We start from the raw sequence: 14,194 nt of genomic DNA, 5'->3' as shown, positions 1-14,194 counted from the left end.
ACATCCTGGCCCTGCCCCGCACCTTCACCACCGCTGCCGTCCACCTCTGCATGAAGGACGGCGACCTGAGGGGCGTTTGAGCAGAGAGAAGACGAACAGAAGCCCCTCTGGAGACCGGACAGCGGCCGGGCTCCAGAGGGGCCTTTATCGCTGGCAAATCCCTGTTGAGAGTTCCTGGCGGAACGGCTCCAGCCAACTGGGCGTGTGCCGCAGCTTAGCTACGGCGCACGCCCTTTTTGCATTTTGGAGAACTGATATGCGTCCAATGGTTTCCATGCAAAAGGTACGCAAATAAAGGATAACCTTCTGGAATGGGGCGGTGAAAACTGTGAATTTGTTTCTGAGAGCCATGTCGTTTATGATAAGTACAGAAATAGGGCTGCTCAGCGCTGTAAAACTGGAGAATTTAGACAGTATGGCAGCCACATAGGAGGGACGTTCTATGAGTGCAAACGCACACACCGCCGTAATGACCGACTTGGAGCAGCGGATTCAGGATGGCCGGCAGCTCTCCGCTCCGCGGCCGCGCATCAACAGGATCATGGAGGACCGCTTTTACGGCCGGAAGCCCCGGGTGGATATCCAGCGAGCGGTGCTCTTTACGCAGTCCATGATGCAGACGGAGGCCTATCCCCAGGTGCTCCGCACCGCGCTGGCCATCCAGTACATGATGGAGCACATAGAAGTGGTGATCCAGCCCCATGAGCTCATTGTCGGCACGGCCGGCGGTCCGGGCCGCTACTGTGTGCTATATCCTGAGACCCGGGGCGGCCAGTTCCCGCGTGATCTGCCCAAGATCCTCAAGGCGGAGGGCAAGGCGGGCTACGCCATGACCCAGGCGGAGGTGGATACCGTTCTCAACGAGGTGGTTCCGTACTGGAAGGGCAAGACCTCCCATGAGCTCTATCTGAACATGCTCCCCAGGGAGACCCGCAGGGTGATCTACGGCGACGAGGAGTATGCCACCCAGGGCCTCATCTTCGACGAGGCCAACAACGCCCACACACTGAGCTGGACCGGCTCCTATGAAAAGGTAATCAGGGAGGGCCTGGAGAGCATCATCCGCGAGCTGGAGGAGAAGAAGGCGGGCATCGAGGGCAACCTGCTGCACAACCAGATGGACAAGATCTACTATCTGGACGCCGCGATTCTCTCCTGCAAGGCCATGATTACATATGCCCACCGCTATGCGGACAGGGCCGAGGCGATGGCCGCGGAGGAGAGCGACCCGGTACGCCGGGCCGAGCTGGAGACCATTGCGGAGATCTGCCGCCATGTGCCCGAGCACCCCGCCCGGAACTTCTATGAGGCGGTGCAGGCCCAGTGGTTCCTCCAGGTGGGCTACCGGCTGGAGAACATGAACGGCGGCGGCGTGGGTCTGGGCCGACTGGACCAGTATCTCTACCCCCTCTACAAGGCGGGCCTGGAGGACGGCACCCTCACGGAGGAGCGGGCCATGGAGATTCTGGAATGCATGTTCATCAAGGTGGGCGAGGTGGTTCCCTACCAGGGCAAGAGCACGGCGGGCGGCCACGAGGGCTACACCCACTTTGAGGCCCTTTCCCTGGGCGGCCTGACCCCCGACGGCCGGGACGCCACCAATCCACTGACCTACCTCATCCTCCGCTCCAAGAAGGAGTTCCCCTTCCAGTATCCCGATGTCAGCCTGCGGGTTCACGCCAATACCCCGGATAAGCTGCTCCGGGCCGCCGCCGAGGTGGTGAAGGTGGGATACGGCTGCCCCAAGTTCTTCAACGACGAGGAGTTTATCACCCACTACATCGCCGCCGGCGTGCCGCTGCACATTGCCCGCGACTATGCCGCCTGTGGCTGCTGCGGGGGCCGCCTGCCCGACTATGAGACTTACCTGGCCGCGGTGTGCAACCTGAACATCACCGCCGTCCTGGAGATGGCCATGAGCGACGGCTGGGTTCACTTCGGGGACGGGAAGTACGAGAAATTCCTGGATACGCCCATCCCCGCCGGACAGATTCAGAACATGGACGATCTGATGGTCAACCTGGAGGCGGCGTTTACCTTCTTTGTGCGCCACATCATGAAGCGCACCGGCACCCTGGAGCAGAGCAACGCCCTGAAGCTGGCCTGCCCGTTTACCTCCGCCCTCAGCGAGGCGGGGCGGATCAACATGAAGGATCTGCACCAGCCCTGTGACAGGGACTACGGCCTGTATATCGACAACGGTGCGGTGAATGTCATTGGCATCGGCACCCTGATCGAATCGCTCTCCGCCCTGGATGAGTTCGTATTCCGGGGCAGGGAATTCACCCTGGAGCAGGTCCGCCAGGCGGTAAACGCCAACTTTGAGGGCTATGAGCCCATGCGCCAGAAGCTGCTCAGCGCACCCAAGTTTGCCAACGGCGACCAGCACGCCCTGGAGCTGGCCCGGCGGTTTGACGCCATGATGCAGAACGTCATTGTCCGCCACCGCACCATGCACGGCGGACAGAAGCACCTGAAGTTTGTGCCGGTGGCCTCCCACGTGGCCCTGGGCGGCAAGACCATTGCCACACCCAACGGACGCAGGGCGGGCGTCGCCCTGTCCGAGGGAATCTCCCCCACCCAGGGCACCGATGAGAACGGCCCCATCACCACGCTTAACGCTGTGGCGGCCATCAACAGCCATGCCCACGACCTGACGATGCAGCGCCTGCTGAACATCAAGCTGTCTCCCGCATTCCTGGAGGGGGAGAGCGGTATTCAGAACTTTATCCAGATCATCCGCACCTTTGTGGATCTGAAACTGTGGCACATTCAGTTTAATGTCGTCAACCGGGAGACCCTGCTGGCCGCGCAGAAGGACCCGGACAAATACCGCAACCTGGTGGTGCGTGTGGCAGGTTACTGCGCCTACTTCACCGACCTGAGTGAGAAGCTACAGACGGAGATTATCAACCGTACCGAGCACACCAGCATGTGCACCGAATAAACCATCCGCAGGAGGGAGGTGGGGCGGCATGAGCCAATCCGCAGTGGGAACCATCTTCAATGTGCAGCGCTTCAGCCTTCACGACGGCCCCGGCATGCGGGACCTGATTTTTCTAAAGGGCTGCCCGCTCCGGTGTGAGTGGTGCGCCAACCCGGAGTCACAGCATGGGGAGCCTGAGTTGAGCTGCCGCCCGGCTAAATGCATCGGCTGCCGGGCCTGCACGGCTGCGTGCCCCACCGGGGCCGCCGCCGTGGCGGCCGGCGGCCGGATTCAGGTGGACCGCGCCGCCTGCCGGAGCTGCTTTGCCTGTGTCCGGGCCTGCTGCTCCGGCGCGCTGAGCCGGATCGGTGAAGAGCTTGACGCCAGGACCCTGGTGGAGCGGGTGATGGCCCAGCACATGAGCTGGCGCGCCGAAGGCGGCGTGACGCTTAGCGGGGGTGAGCCTCTGGCCCAACCCGATTTTGCTGCCGAGCTGCTGCAACGGTTCCGGGAGGAGGGGGTGGGGACGGCCCTGGAGACCTGTGGATACGTGCCCTTTGAGGCGTTCCAGAAGGCCGCGCCCTTTTGCCAGCTTATCTTTTTTGATCTCAAATGTATGGCTTCGGAGGTACACAGGCGGTACACCGGGGTGGACAACCGGCGGATTCTGGACAACCTGATGGCGCTCTCCCGGGAATTCCCTGATTTGCCCCTCCAGGTGCGCACCCCTCTGATCCCCGGCGTCAACGACGGCCGGGAACAGTTGTCCGAAATCGTGCAGTTCCTGCGGAGGCTCCCATCGCTGGCCGACTACGAGCTGCTCCCCTATCACAACTGGGGGGAGGGAAAGTACCGCCAACTGGGCCGGAGCTATCCACTGGCCGGACTGGAGCCGCCGGACAGGGGGGCGGTAAGGCGCCTCAACGACGAGCTGCGGGCTGAGTTGGGCCTGCGGCCGGGACAGGAGTGATTTTCATGGATATCATTGATTTTCGTTACCGTCCGCCCTATGGCAGCTACCGGGAGACCATCATGTACCGGGATCTGGAGCGGGCAAGGCGCTGTTCCGAGGCGTTCGGCATGACCCAGTCCCCGGCTGTGGCTGCCAGGGATATGGAGGCATCTTTAACGGAAATGGACCGGGCGGGCATCGGCATGGCGGTGCTGGCCGGGCGCAAGGTACTCCCTCACATCGGCATTGTGGACAATCAGGATATCGTGGACCTGATCCACGCCTACCCCGGGCGGTTTACCGGCATGGCGGGGGTGGACCCCAGCGACGGGCCGGAGGCCATGGAGGAACTGGAGCGGTACGTCGTGGGCGAGGGCCTGCGGGGCATCGTCATGGAACCGGGACTGACCAAGACCCCCATGTTCGTGGAGGATGAACGGATTTTCCCGCTCTATGAGCGCTGCCAGGCGCTGGGTGTCCCCGTCATGCTCATGGTGGGCTCCAACTGCGGCCCGGACATCGAGTACTCCAAGCCGGAGCACGCCGAGCGGGTGGCCAAGGCGTTTCCCAAATTGAACATCATCCTCTCCCACGGAGGCTGGCCCTGGGTGACGGAGGCCATTCACGTGGCGTATCGCTATAAAAATGTCTATCTGCTGCCGGATTTGTACCAGTTCAACGGCCCGGGAAGCGGAGAGTACCTGGCTGCGGCGAACTATATCCTGCGGGATCAGATGCTCTTTGGTTCCGCCTACCCCTATGTCTCCCTGCGGGAGGCGGTGGACTACTTCCTGGAGGGGCGCCTGAGACCCGAGGCCCAGCCCGCTTTCCTGGCCGGCAACGCCCGCAGAATCTTGGAGCTGGAGCGTGTGTGAGTCCAGCCTGAGATAAATACAACTTTCAAGGGAGGTCTCAAATGTGAGTACGCAACTGAATGCACAGCAAAGATTGACCAATCTCACTCCGATCAAGGTGATCCACATCCTGATATCCCTGGCAATCATGGTCTGTTTCAAGTTTGTCCCCGCCGCGGAGCCGCTGACCCCTCTCGGGGTGGAGGTGATCGGTATCTTTCTGGGGATGCTCTATGGCTGGCTGATCGCCAACGACTCCTTCTGGCCCAGCATTTTCGGCTTGCTTTTCCTGGGCCTGAGCAGCTACTCCACCGTACCCGCCGTCCTGAGGGATGGCTTCGGCAATTCCACCGTCCTGCTGCTGTTCTTCTTCTTCGCCTTTACCAACATCATCAGCGCCGCCGGTATCACCGAGTATATCGCGCGCTGGATCGTCAGCCGCAAGGTTGTGCAGGGCAGGCCATATCTGCTGACCCTGATGATCTTCCTGGCCATGTGCGCGCTGGTCATCATGGTTTCCTGCGCTGCGGCCACCATGGTAATTTTCCCCCTGATCAAGGAGATCTGCCGCCTCTACGGCGTTAAGCCCGGCAGCAAGTGGGCCTCTATCACCCTGGTGGGCACAATCTGTGTGGGCTGCTCCTTCTACATGCTGCTGCCGTTCAAGTCTCTGCCCGCCGTGGTGTTCTCCAGCTATACCCAGATGTCCGGCGGCGACTCCATCGCGCTTGTCCCCTATCTGGCGATCGTGGTCGTCATCACCGCTATTACCATGGCCCTGCTGCTGGTGCTGATGAAATTTGTCCTCCGGTGCGATGTCAGCGTAATTGCCTCCAGCAACAAATCCATGGAAGAGCTGCCCAAGCTGAGCCGGTATCAGAAATTTATCATGGTCTTCTTTGTGACCGTGATCGTCCTGCTGCTGTTCCCCTCCTTCGTGCCCAAGACCTTTATTGTCAGTACGGTGCTGAACAATGTGGGCGCCACCGGCATCCTGCTGGGCGCTGTCGGCGTCTATATCATGGTCAGTCTGAAGGAGGGCATGCCTGCCGTCCAACTGTTCTCCAAGAACATTGGCTGGTCCATCATCTTCATCCTGGCCGCCGCTCTGAGTATCGCCGATGCCATGGCCGCCGAGTCCACCGGAATCTCGGCCTGGCTGGTGGAGCTGATCACGCCGGTGGTCCAGGGCAAGAGCCCTCTCGTCCTCACCGCAGTAATGTGTGTCGTGGGTATGGCCCTCACCAACGTGGCTAATAACATCGCCACCGCAGCCATGCTGACGCCCATCGCCTACAGTGTGGGCATCGCCTGCGGCGCCAATCCGGCGGCACTGGCGGTCTGTGTGCTGCTGGCCACCAATATGGGTATGGCAACCCCGCCCGCCAGTGCTCCTGCGGCCATTGTCCACGGCGAAAAGGAGTGGATTCCCGGAAGTGACGCCGTGAAATACGGCCTTGTCTGCTGCGGCATCACCCTGGTTCTTATTCTGGCCGTGATCTTCCCCATGGCAAACGTCATGTTCTGATGCAGCAGGGGCTGGAGCATACGTGAAAGGCCCCGCCGGTATCCCAACAGGATACCGGCGGGGCCTTTCAACCTTTTTATTTGCAGGTGCAATCCTTGAAGTATCGCTTCAGCGCACACACCACCGATTGTTCCTCCCGAAGCAGGGACTTTCCTGATTGGTGGACCAGCAGGAAGGTGGCATGTCCGAAATCCAGTCCATGAACCATGACGGGCTGCACCGCTCCCTGGCTGACAAAATACTCGTACTGGGAGGTAAACCTGGGAAAGATAGCGGCGCACCTGTTCTGCGCCACATACTGCAAGATGGCGTCCTTGCTGTGGCAGCGGAATCCGGCCTCTCCACTGAAATAGTGTCCGAACAGAAGCCAGTTGTCGTCGTTTACGTGGGAATAGGTGCCAAGGGGCACCTGCGCAAGCATCTGAGGCGTGATTTCCCCTGTCAGAGCCAGGGGATGGCCGGAGCCGAGAAACAGGTATTCCGGGTCTTCAATCACCTCGCAGCAGTCCCAGCCGTTTTTGCGGATCCGCTCCAGGGTGGCGGTCGAGTCCGCCTGATTTTCCTTGCGGATCGGGAGCAGGCCGATGTGGACCCCGTTCTCCTCCATTTTGTGAATGATCTCGCTGCGCCGGCATTCGTGGAGCAGCAGATTGATGTCGGGGTGCCGGTCCTTCAGGCAGGGGATAAACCCCGCGGAGAGAAAATTGCACATGGTGGTGGTGCTCTGTATGTGTACCTCCCGGGGAACCTCCTCCAGAGGGGTGGATTCCTGCCAGCCGTTCACCATTTGAAGAATGATCTTTACGTCCCCGTAAACCCACTTGCCATAGGCGGTGAGCTCGATGCCGCGGCTCGTCCGCCGCAGCAGCTGGTGCCCCAGCTCGTCCTCCAGGGCATCGATCATCTTACTGACAGAGGGCTGGGTGGTGTAGAGCTCGTTAGCCGCTTTTGTGAAGGAGCTGTGCTGCACTACTTTATCGAATGCGATAAGCTGTTCGATGCGCATAGCGGAACCTCCCTTTTTCAGGCCGCACCGGGGCCCACAGTCAGATCGCCTCGGATATGGCATCCCCCATGTCGCTGCAGGAGAGCCGCTTGCCTCCCGGAGTCATAATGTCGCCGGTGCGGTATCCGTCGTCCAAAACCTTGACAATGGCCGCCTCAATCGCGTCGGCCTCAACGGTCATATGGAAGGAGAGGCGGAGCATCAGTGCCGCAGAGAGGATCTCGGCAATGGGATTGGCAATGTTCTGGCCGGCAATGTCCGGCGCTGAGCCGCCGGCGCACTCGTATAATCCCTTGCCCTCGCTCCCAATGTCGCCGGAGCCGGCAATACCCATGGAGCCGGCGGCACTGTTGGCCAGGTCGGACAGGATATCGCCGAACATATTTTCTGCCGCGATTACGTCAAAATACCCCGGCCTGCTCACCAGGCGGGCGGCGCAGCCGTCAATCAGCATGGTCTCATAGTGAACCTCAGGGTATTCCTCGGCCACCTTTTCATATACCGTCTGCCACAGCACGCCGGTCTCCATGGCGTTGGGCTTGTTTACCATCGTGACGTGCTTTTTGCGGCCCATGGCCAGGTCAAACGCGCAGCGGGCGTGCCGCTCGATCTGTGACCAGGTGTAGACGCACTCATCGCAGGCGGTCAGTTCGCCGCCGATCTCCTTCCTATACTTGCCCGCATAGAAGATACCCGCAGTATTCTCCCGCAGAACAATGAGATCCAGTTCCCGGGCCACCGTATCCTTGAGCGGAGAGGCCTGGATCAGTTGGGGATAGACCTTGGCCGGACGGATATTGGCAAAGAGCTCCATGCCGCGCCGGAACGAAGCCAGGGCCTTCACCGCGGCCTCCTTACGGCTTGGGTATTTTTTGGTGCCGTTGGCACCGGTGAAGGTGTATTTGCGGGGATCACCCACCGAGCCGAACAGGATGCTGTCGCAGGAACGCCCCAGCTCATAATCCTGCGGACGCAGGGCATCGCCGTAGGCCTCCAGACCGGCGACACCGCCGATTATATCATAATAATGGAACGTGTGCCCAAATTTCTGTGCGACCCGCTCCAATACCTTGATACTTTCGTTGACGACTTCCGGACCAATTCCATCCCCGCGCAAAACGGCAATTCTCTTTTCCATGGCAGGCACACTCCCAATCTTTATAAGAATATATACGATTTGTTTTGTGCAATTTCATTATACCAAAGCTTATCATGTGAGAGAAATTCCAAAACAAAAGGGTTACCTTCAGAAAAGTTATGGAGGGCTTTCGCTCCGGCGTATGCCCGAGCGAAAGCCAGGCCCCCGGAGCAAAACGCTCCGGGGGCCTGGCTTAAGAGATGTAAAAAACCGTATGTTTATCAGCAGTATAAAAGGGCCGCCCGTTCCCGCCGGTCGATTTTCGCCTGAAAGCGCGCCATACATTCAGCGGGGAATCCTGGGGCCGATGAGTAAGACAACATCATTGCTCCCGAAGCAATCAATAGCTCATCTGCGGCACCAGGCTCTGCTGGGGCTGCACAGGTGAAGGTCCGGGCAGCGAACCCTTATCGGGGGGATGACGATGGCTGCGCCGGAAGCTGGCGGCCGGTGTGGTCGATGGTGTAGTCCACGTTGTATTCCCCGGGGAGAATCAACTCGGAGATGGGGACGAAGGTGTAGCCCTCCTGTAGCAGGGTTTCGAGGATGGCGGGCAGGGCCTCGGGGGTATGGAGGGCGGCGTTGTGGAAGAGAACGATGGACCCGGGCTGGACCCGGCTCACCACCCGCTCCGTGATCTCCCCGGCGGGGAGATCCTTCCAGTCCAGACTGTCCACGTCCCACTGGATGGGCTCCATCCCGATGGAGCGGATGGACGTAATTACATTGTTGTCGTATTCTCCGTAGGGCGGGCGGATCAGGGTGGGGCGCACGCCGGTGACGGCCTCAATTTTGTCGTTGCAGGCCTCCACATCGGCGACGATCGCCTCGCTGGAGAGCTGAGACATGTGGGCGTGGGAGTTGGAGTGGTTCATCACCTCGTGGCCGGCGTCGTGGAGGGCCTTGACGGACTCCGGGTATTTGTCCACCCAGTCCCCCACCACGAAGAAGGTGGCCTTTACGTTGTATTTTCCAAGGATGTCGATGAGCTGCTGGGTGTCCTCGTTGCCCCAGGCGGCGTCAAAGGAGATGGCCAGCATCTTCTGGTCCCGCTGAACGCAGTAGATGGGAAGCTGCCGGTCGGTGGCGGAGGCCTCCGCCACTGCCGGGGCGTTGACCAGGGCAAACATGGCCGCCGCCAGCAGGGCGCACGCCAGCACGGTCAGGGTCCGGCGCCGCAGGATCAAACACTTCATACAAAAATCCGCTCCCTTCTCAAATAGGCCGTTTTTTCATTTATATGTAAAGGAGCGTGAGCGCATGCCCTGGCGAAATCTTAACGCAATCTTTATATGAAAGTGAAAAAGGCAGCGAAATTCCAACAAAAGCTGTGATATAATATAATATAAAATTTTATGCAGGGGAGGCGGGAACCATGACGGACCAGCGGCCGGATCCGGACGCACTGCTGCGGGAGCTCAAGCTGAAAGAGGAGACCAGAACGGGAAAGCTGAAGATATTCTTCGGTTATGCGGCGGGTGTGGGCAAGACCTACGCCATGCTGGAGGCCGCCCACCACGCCAAGGAGATGGGCGTGGACGTGGTGGCCGGGTACATCGAGCCGCACGTCCGGCCGGAAACCCTGGCTCTGCTGGACGGGCTGGAGCAGCTCCCCAACAAGGAGATCCCCTATAAGAATATCACGCTGCGGGAGTTTGATCTGGACGGGGCCCTGGCGCGGAAGCCCCAGCTCATCCTGGTGGATGAGCTGGCCCACACCAACGCCGCTGGGAGCCGGCACCGCAAGCGCTACCAGGATATCGAGGAGCTGCTGCGGGCAGGCATCAGCGTCTACACCACCGTCAACGTGCAGCACCTGGAGAGCCTCAATGACGTGGTGGCCTCCATCACCGGCATTGCGGTGGCGGAGCGGCTGCCCGACCGGATCTTTGACCGCGCCGACCAGGTTGAGGTAGTGGACATCGAGCCGGCGGATCTGCTGGAGCGGCTCAAGGAGGGCAAGATCTACCGGCCCAACCAGGCGGCCCGGGCCATGGACCACTTCTTCACCCTGAAGAATCTGGCCGCCCTGCGCGAGATCGCCCTGCGGCGCACCGCAGACCGGCTCAACCGGGCGGCGGACACCGGGGTGGGCACCAAGGCCAAGAGCAGCGAGCACATCCTGGTCTGCCTGTCCGGCGCGCCGTCCAACGCCAATGTCATCCGCACGGCGGCCCGCATGGCGGAGGCCTTCCGCAGCAGCTTCACCGCCCTGTTCGTGGAGACCTCCGACTTCAAGGACATGAGCGACGACAACCGCAGCCGCCTGCGGGCCAACCTGCGCCTGGCGGAGGAGCTGGGGGCCCGCATCGCCACGGTGTACGGCGACGACACCCCCCTCCAGATTGCCGAGTACGCCCGGGCCAGCGGCGTGACTAAAATCGTCCTGGGCCGGAGCAATAACAAGCGCTTCTTTTGGGAGCGGAGCAAAAACCTGGTGGACCGGCTCAACGCCCTGGCCCCCGATCTGGACATCCACATCATCCCGGACACCTACCCCGCCTACCGGGCGCCGCGGAAGAGCTGGAACCTCAGCGAGCGGTTCACCGTCAAGGACGCGCTGCGCACCCTGGTGATCCTGGCGGTGTGCACGATGGTGGGCCTGGCCTTCGCCTATCTGGACTTCAGCGAGGCCAACATCATCATGATCTACCAGTTGGGCGTGCTGGTGGTGGCCATGGTCACCAGCGGGCGGCTCTATAGCCTGGCGGCCTCCATCCTGTCCATTCTTATCTTCAATTTCTTCTTTACCGTCCCGCTGTTCACCTTCCACTTCAACGACAAGAGCTATCTGGCCACCTTCCTGGTGATGTTCCTGGTGGCCTTCCTGAGCAGCTCGCTGACCACCCGCATCAAGCGGCAGGCGCGGCTGGCCTCCCGGCAGGCCTACCGCACCCAGGTGCTTCTGGAGGCCAGCCAGACCCTCCAGAAGGCGGAGGGCCAGGAGGCCATTCTGGAGGCCATGGCGGTACAACTGCGCAAGCTGCTGGAGCGGACGGCCCTGTACTACCCGGTGCTGTCCGACGGCACCCTGGGCCAGCCCCGGTTCTTCCCTGTGGAGCCCACTGTGGACACAGGAGCATACCTGGGCCCTGACGAGACGGCGGTGGCCTCCTGGGTGCAGAAGAACAACAAGCACGCCGGCGCCACCACCAACACCCTGCCTAACGCCAAGTGCCTCTATCTGGCGGTGCGGGGGGAGGGCAGCGCCCTGGCGGTGGCGGGTATTGCCATCGAGGAGGGCCGGGAGCCTGACGCCTTTGAGAAAAACCTGATGCTGGCCATCGTGGACGAGTGCGGCCTGGTGCTGGAGAAGGAGCTGCTGGGCCAGGAGAAGCACCGGGTGGAGGAGCAGGCCCAGCAGGAGGCTCTGCGGGCCAATCTGCTGCGGGCCATCTCCCACGATCTGCGCACCCCGCTGACCGCCATTTCGGGCAACGCGGGCATCCTCATGGAGAACGCCTCCGTGCTGGACGCGGCCAAGCGGCGGCAGCTCTACACCTCCATCTACGACGACTCCATGTGGCTGGCCAACCTGGTGGAGAACCTGCTCTCCGTCTCCCGCATTGAGAACGGCACCATCCGTCTGAAGATGGAGCCGGAGCTGCTGGAGGAGGTGTTCCAGGAGGCCCTGACCCACCTGGACCGGAAGGCCAAGGAGCACACCATTACCGTGGAGCTGCCTGACGACATGCTCATGGCCAAAATGGACGCCCGCCTGATCGTGCAGGTGGTCATCAACATCGTCAACAACGCCATCAAATACACGCCCCCCGGCTCCCATGTCCAGGTGTCCGCCCGGAAGCGGGGAGAGAGCGTGGAGGTGCGCATCGCCGACGACGGCCCCGGCATCTCGGATGAGGCCAAGGCCAAGCTGTTCGACATGTTTTACACAGCCAACAACGCCCGGGGCGACGGGCGGCGGGGCCTGGGCCTGGGCCTGTCCCTGTGCCGCTCCATCGTGCAGGCCCACGGCGGCTCCATCACCGTGGAAAACAACTATCCCAAGGGCGCTATCTTCAGCTTTACACTACCACTTGCGGAGGTGAACACCGATGAACAAACCTCAAATCTTGATCATTGAAGACGACAACGCCATCGGCAACCTGATTTCCACCACCCTGGAGACCCAGCACTACCAGTACCGGCGGGCCAAAAACGGCGCCTCCGGCGTGCTGGAGGCGGCCTCCTGCCGGCCCGACGTGATCCTGCTGGATCTGGGCCTGCCCGACATGGACGGCGTGGACATCATCAAGAAGGTGCGCACCTGGAGCAACACCCCCATCATTGTCATCTCCGCCCGCAGCGAGGATCACGACAAGGTGGAGGCCCTGGATGCCGGGGCGGACGACTATCTGACCAAGCCCTTCTCGGTGGAGGAGCTGCTGGCCCGGCTGCGGGTGTCCCTGCGCCGGGTGCGCTACGACAGCGAGAAGGTGGACGAGGCGGCCAGCATCTACCAGAACGGCGGGCTGAAAATCGACTACGCCGCCGGCTGCACCTACCAGAACGGGAACGAGGTCCACCTGACCCCCATCGAGTACAAGCTGCTGTGTCTGTTGGCCCAGAACACCGGCAAGGTGCTCACCCACAACTACATTCTCAACAAGATCTGGAGCAGCGCCCTGCCCTCCGACACCCCCTCCCTGCGGGTGTTCATGGCCACGCTGCGCAAGAAGATCGAGCCCGATCCCAGCCACCCCCGGTACATCCAGACCCACATCGGCGTGGGCTACCGGATGATCCGCCAGCCCGACGAGGAGGCCGGGGCGGAGAGCGAAGCATGAGCGGGGGAGGAGAGGCCATGCTGTATCCCTACCGCCCCGCCGGGGAGCACCGGCTCCCTGGACTGCGGCCTGGGTGCGCGGCAGGCCCTGGGGCGCTGCTGGGCCTGATGCGGGATGTGGGACAGCTCTTTGACTGTGAGCCTGTGGTGCTCCAGCGGCCGGACAGCCCGGCGCTGCTGCTGTTCTACCCGGACACGGTGTTCCCGTGGCGGGATCTGGCGGAGGTGTGCGGCGGGGCGCTGGCGGGGCTGGAGGGGCTCTGGCCCGTGACGGTGTACGGCACCACCGCCCGGCGGGAGACCGGCGAGCTGCGGGCCGCCGTGCGTGCGGACGGCACCGCAGTCATCCGCCTGCGCTCGGTGTCCGGCCGGCCCTTTGACCAGCTTACCGGCCTGTGCCTCCGTGTGGAGATGGACACTCCGGCCCGGGCCGCCGCCTGGGCCGCCCTGTGCGCCGGGAGCGCCCGCACCCGGTCCAGCGCCGCCCTGGAGCCCGCCCAGGCCGCCGCCCTGGGGGATGGCCTTCCGGTCCGCCGCCCCACGGGGAGCCGCTACGCCTACCTGGCCTGGGAGGAGGACGCCGGTGTGCTGGACGCGCTGGAGGCCCTCTCGGCCCGGCAGAAGGAGGCGCTGTGGCGCGGCTTCCTCCAGGACGGGACCCAGCCTATGGAATTCCAGTGGCTGTGGGACGCCTACCGGGAGGGGGCGGTGGACTCCCTGCTGGAGTGGGAGCTCACCCTCCAGCTCACCCTGGAAGCCCTGGGCTTCGCGGTGGTCAACGGGGCAGGCCGGTTTACCGTCACCGGGCCGGACGGTTCGGCGCGCAGCTTTGATCTGATCCGCGGCGGCCCGGCCGAAAAGCTGTTCCTGAAAATCCTGTTTCCCCTGGACAAGCGGGAATAAAAGATGTCCCCCGGAACCAATCGGTTCCGGGGGACGCTTTTGTATGGAAGAGGAAGATCAGGAGGTACTTACATCCAGTGCTCCTCGCCGTCATAGACACG

10 protein-coding genes are annotated in these 14,194 nt (G+C 62.0%); 7 read left to right on the top strand and 3 right to left on the bottom strand.

Annotated features, from left to right (window positions below):
• Positions 1–442 precede the first annotated feature (442 nt).
• Genes HMPREF0372_RS04095 through HMPREF0372_RS04080 form a run of 4 tightly spaced genes read left to right on the top strand, consistent with a single transcriptional unit; the run spans position 443 to position 6,260 of the window.
• Complete coding sequence (locus tag HMPREF0372_RS04095; RefSeq protein ID WP_050810471.1) at positions 443–2,947, top strand: glycyl radical protein; 2,505 nt, start codon at positions 443–445, stop codon at positions 2,945–2,947.
• 28 nt (positions 2,948–2,975) lie between these two features.
• Positions 2,976–3,896: a glycyl-radical enzyme activating protein gene (locus HMPREF0372_RS04090; protein WP_007489228.1), complete on the top strand. Its 921-nt coding sequence runs from the start codon at positions 2,976–2,978 to the stop codon at positions 3,894–3,896.
• A 5-nt stretch (positions 3,897–3,901) separates the two neighbouring features.
• The gene (locus HMPREF0372_RS04085) at positions 3,902–4,753 is read left to right on the top strand and encodes an amidohydrolase family protein (protein WP_009259749.1); all 852 of its coding nucleotides are present in this window, start codon (positions 3,902–3,904) and stop codon (positions 4,751–4,753) included.
• A gap of 43 nt (positions 4,754–4,796) precedes the next feature.
• The gene (locus HMPREF0372_RS04080) at positions 4,797–6,260 is read left to right on the top strand and encodes an SLC13 family permease (RefSeq protein WP_039996653.1); all 1,464 of its coding nucleotides are present in this window, start codon (positions 4,797–4,799) and stop codon (positions 6,258–6,260) included.
• Positions 6,261–6,336: 76 nt separating this feature from the next.
• On the opposite strand, the gene HMPREF0372_RS04075 is transcribed toward HMPREF0372_RS04080, so the two are convergent.
• From HMPREF0372_RS04075 to HMPREF0372_RS04065, 3 genes are all read right to left on the bottom strand, one after another.
• Positions 6,337–7,266 (bottom strand): LysR family transcriptional regulator, encoded by a 930-nt coding sequence (locus tag HMPREF0372_RS04075; protein WP_007489225.1) that lies wholly within the window; start codon positions 7,264–7,266, stop codon positions 6,337–6,339.
• 40 nt (positions 7,267–7,306) lie between these two features.
• Complete coding sequence (gene leuB / locus HMPREF0372_RS04070) at positions 7,307–8,404, bottom strand: 3-isopropylmalate dehydrogenase (RefSeq protein WP_007489224.1); 1,098 nt, start codon at positions 8,402–8,404, stop codon at positions 7,307–7,309.
• Positions 8,405–8,811: 407 nt separating this feature from the next.
• The gene (locus HMPREF0372_RS04065) at positions 8,812–9,600 is read right to left on the bottom strand and encodes a polysaccharide deacetylase family protein (protein WP_007489222.1); all 789 of its coding nucleotides are present in this window, start codon (positions 9,598–9,600) and stop codon (positions 8,812–8,814) included.
• Between the two features lie 179 nt (positions 9,601–9,779).
• Here HMPREF0372_RS04065 and HMPREF0372_RS04060 point away from each other — a divergent pair, with 179 nt between their 5' ends.
• From HMPREF0372_RS04060 to HMPREF0372_RS04050, 3 genes are read left to right on the top strand one after another with little or no spacing between them, the layout of a single operon-like run.
• On the top strand, positions 9,780–12,488 hold the full coding sequence (locus HMPREF0372_RS04060) for a sensor histidine kinase (protein WP_007489220.1): 2,709 nt from the start codon (positions 9,780–9,782) through the stop codon (positions 12,486–12,488).
• Entirely contained in the window at positions 12,460–13,191 is a 732-nt protein-coding gene (locus tag HMPREF0372_RS04055; RefSeq protein WP_007489219.1) for a response regulator, read from the top strand. The genes HMPREF0372_RS04060 and HMPREF0372_RS04055 overlap by 29 nt, the downstream gene beginning before the upstream one ends.
• 17 nt (positions 13,192–13,208) lie before the next feature.
• Positions 13,209–14,093: a hypothetical protein gene (locus tag HMPREF0372_RS04050; RefSeq protein ID WP_155116962.1), complete on the top strand. Its 885-nt coding sequence runs from the start codon at positions 13,209–13,211 to the stop codon at positions 14,091–14,093.
• Positions 14,094–14,194: the final 101 nt, after the last annotated feature.

Source organism: Flavonifractor plautii ATCC 29863, from assembly GCF_000239295.1.
GTDB classification, from domain to species: domain Bacteria; phylum Bacillota; class Clostridia; order Oscillospirales; family Oscillospiraceae; genus Flavonifractor; species Flavonifractor plautii.
This window is presented reverse-complemented; position numbering and strand designations above follow the sequence as displayed.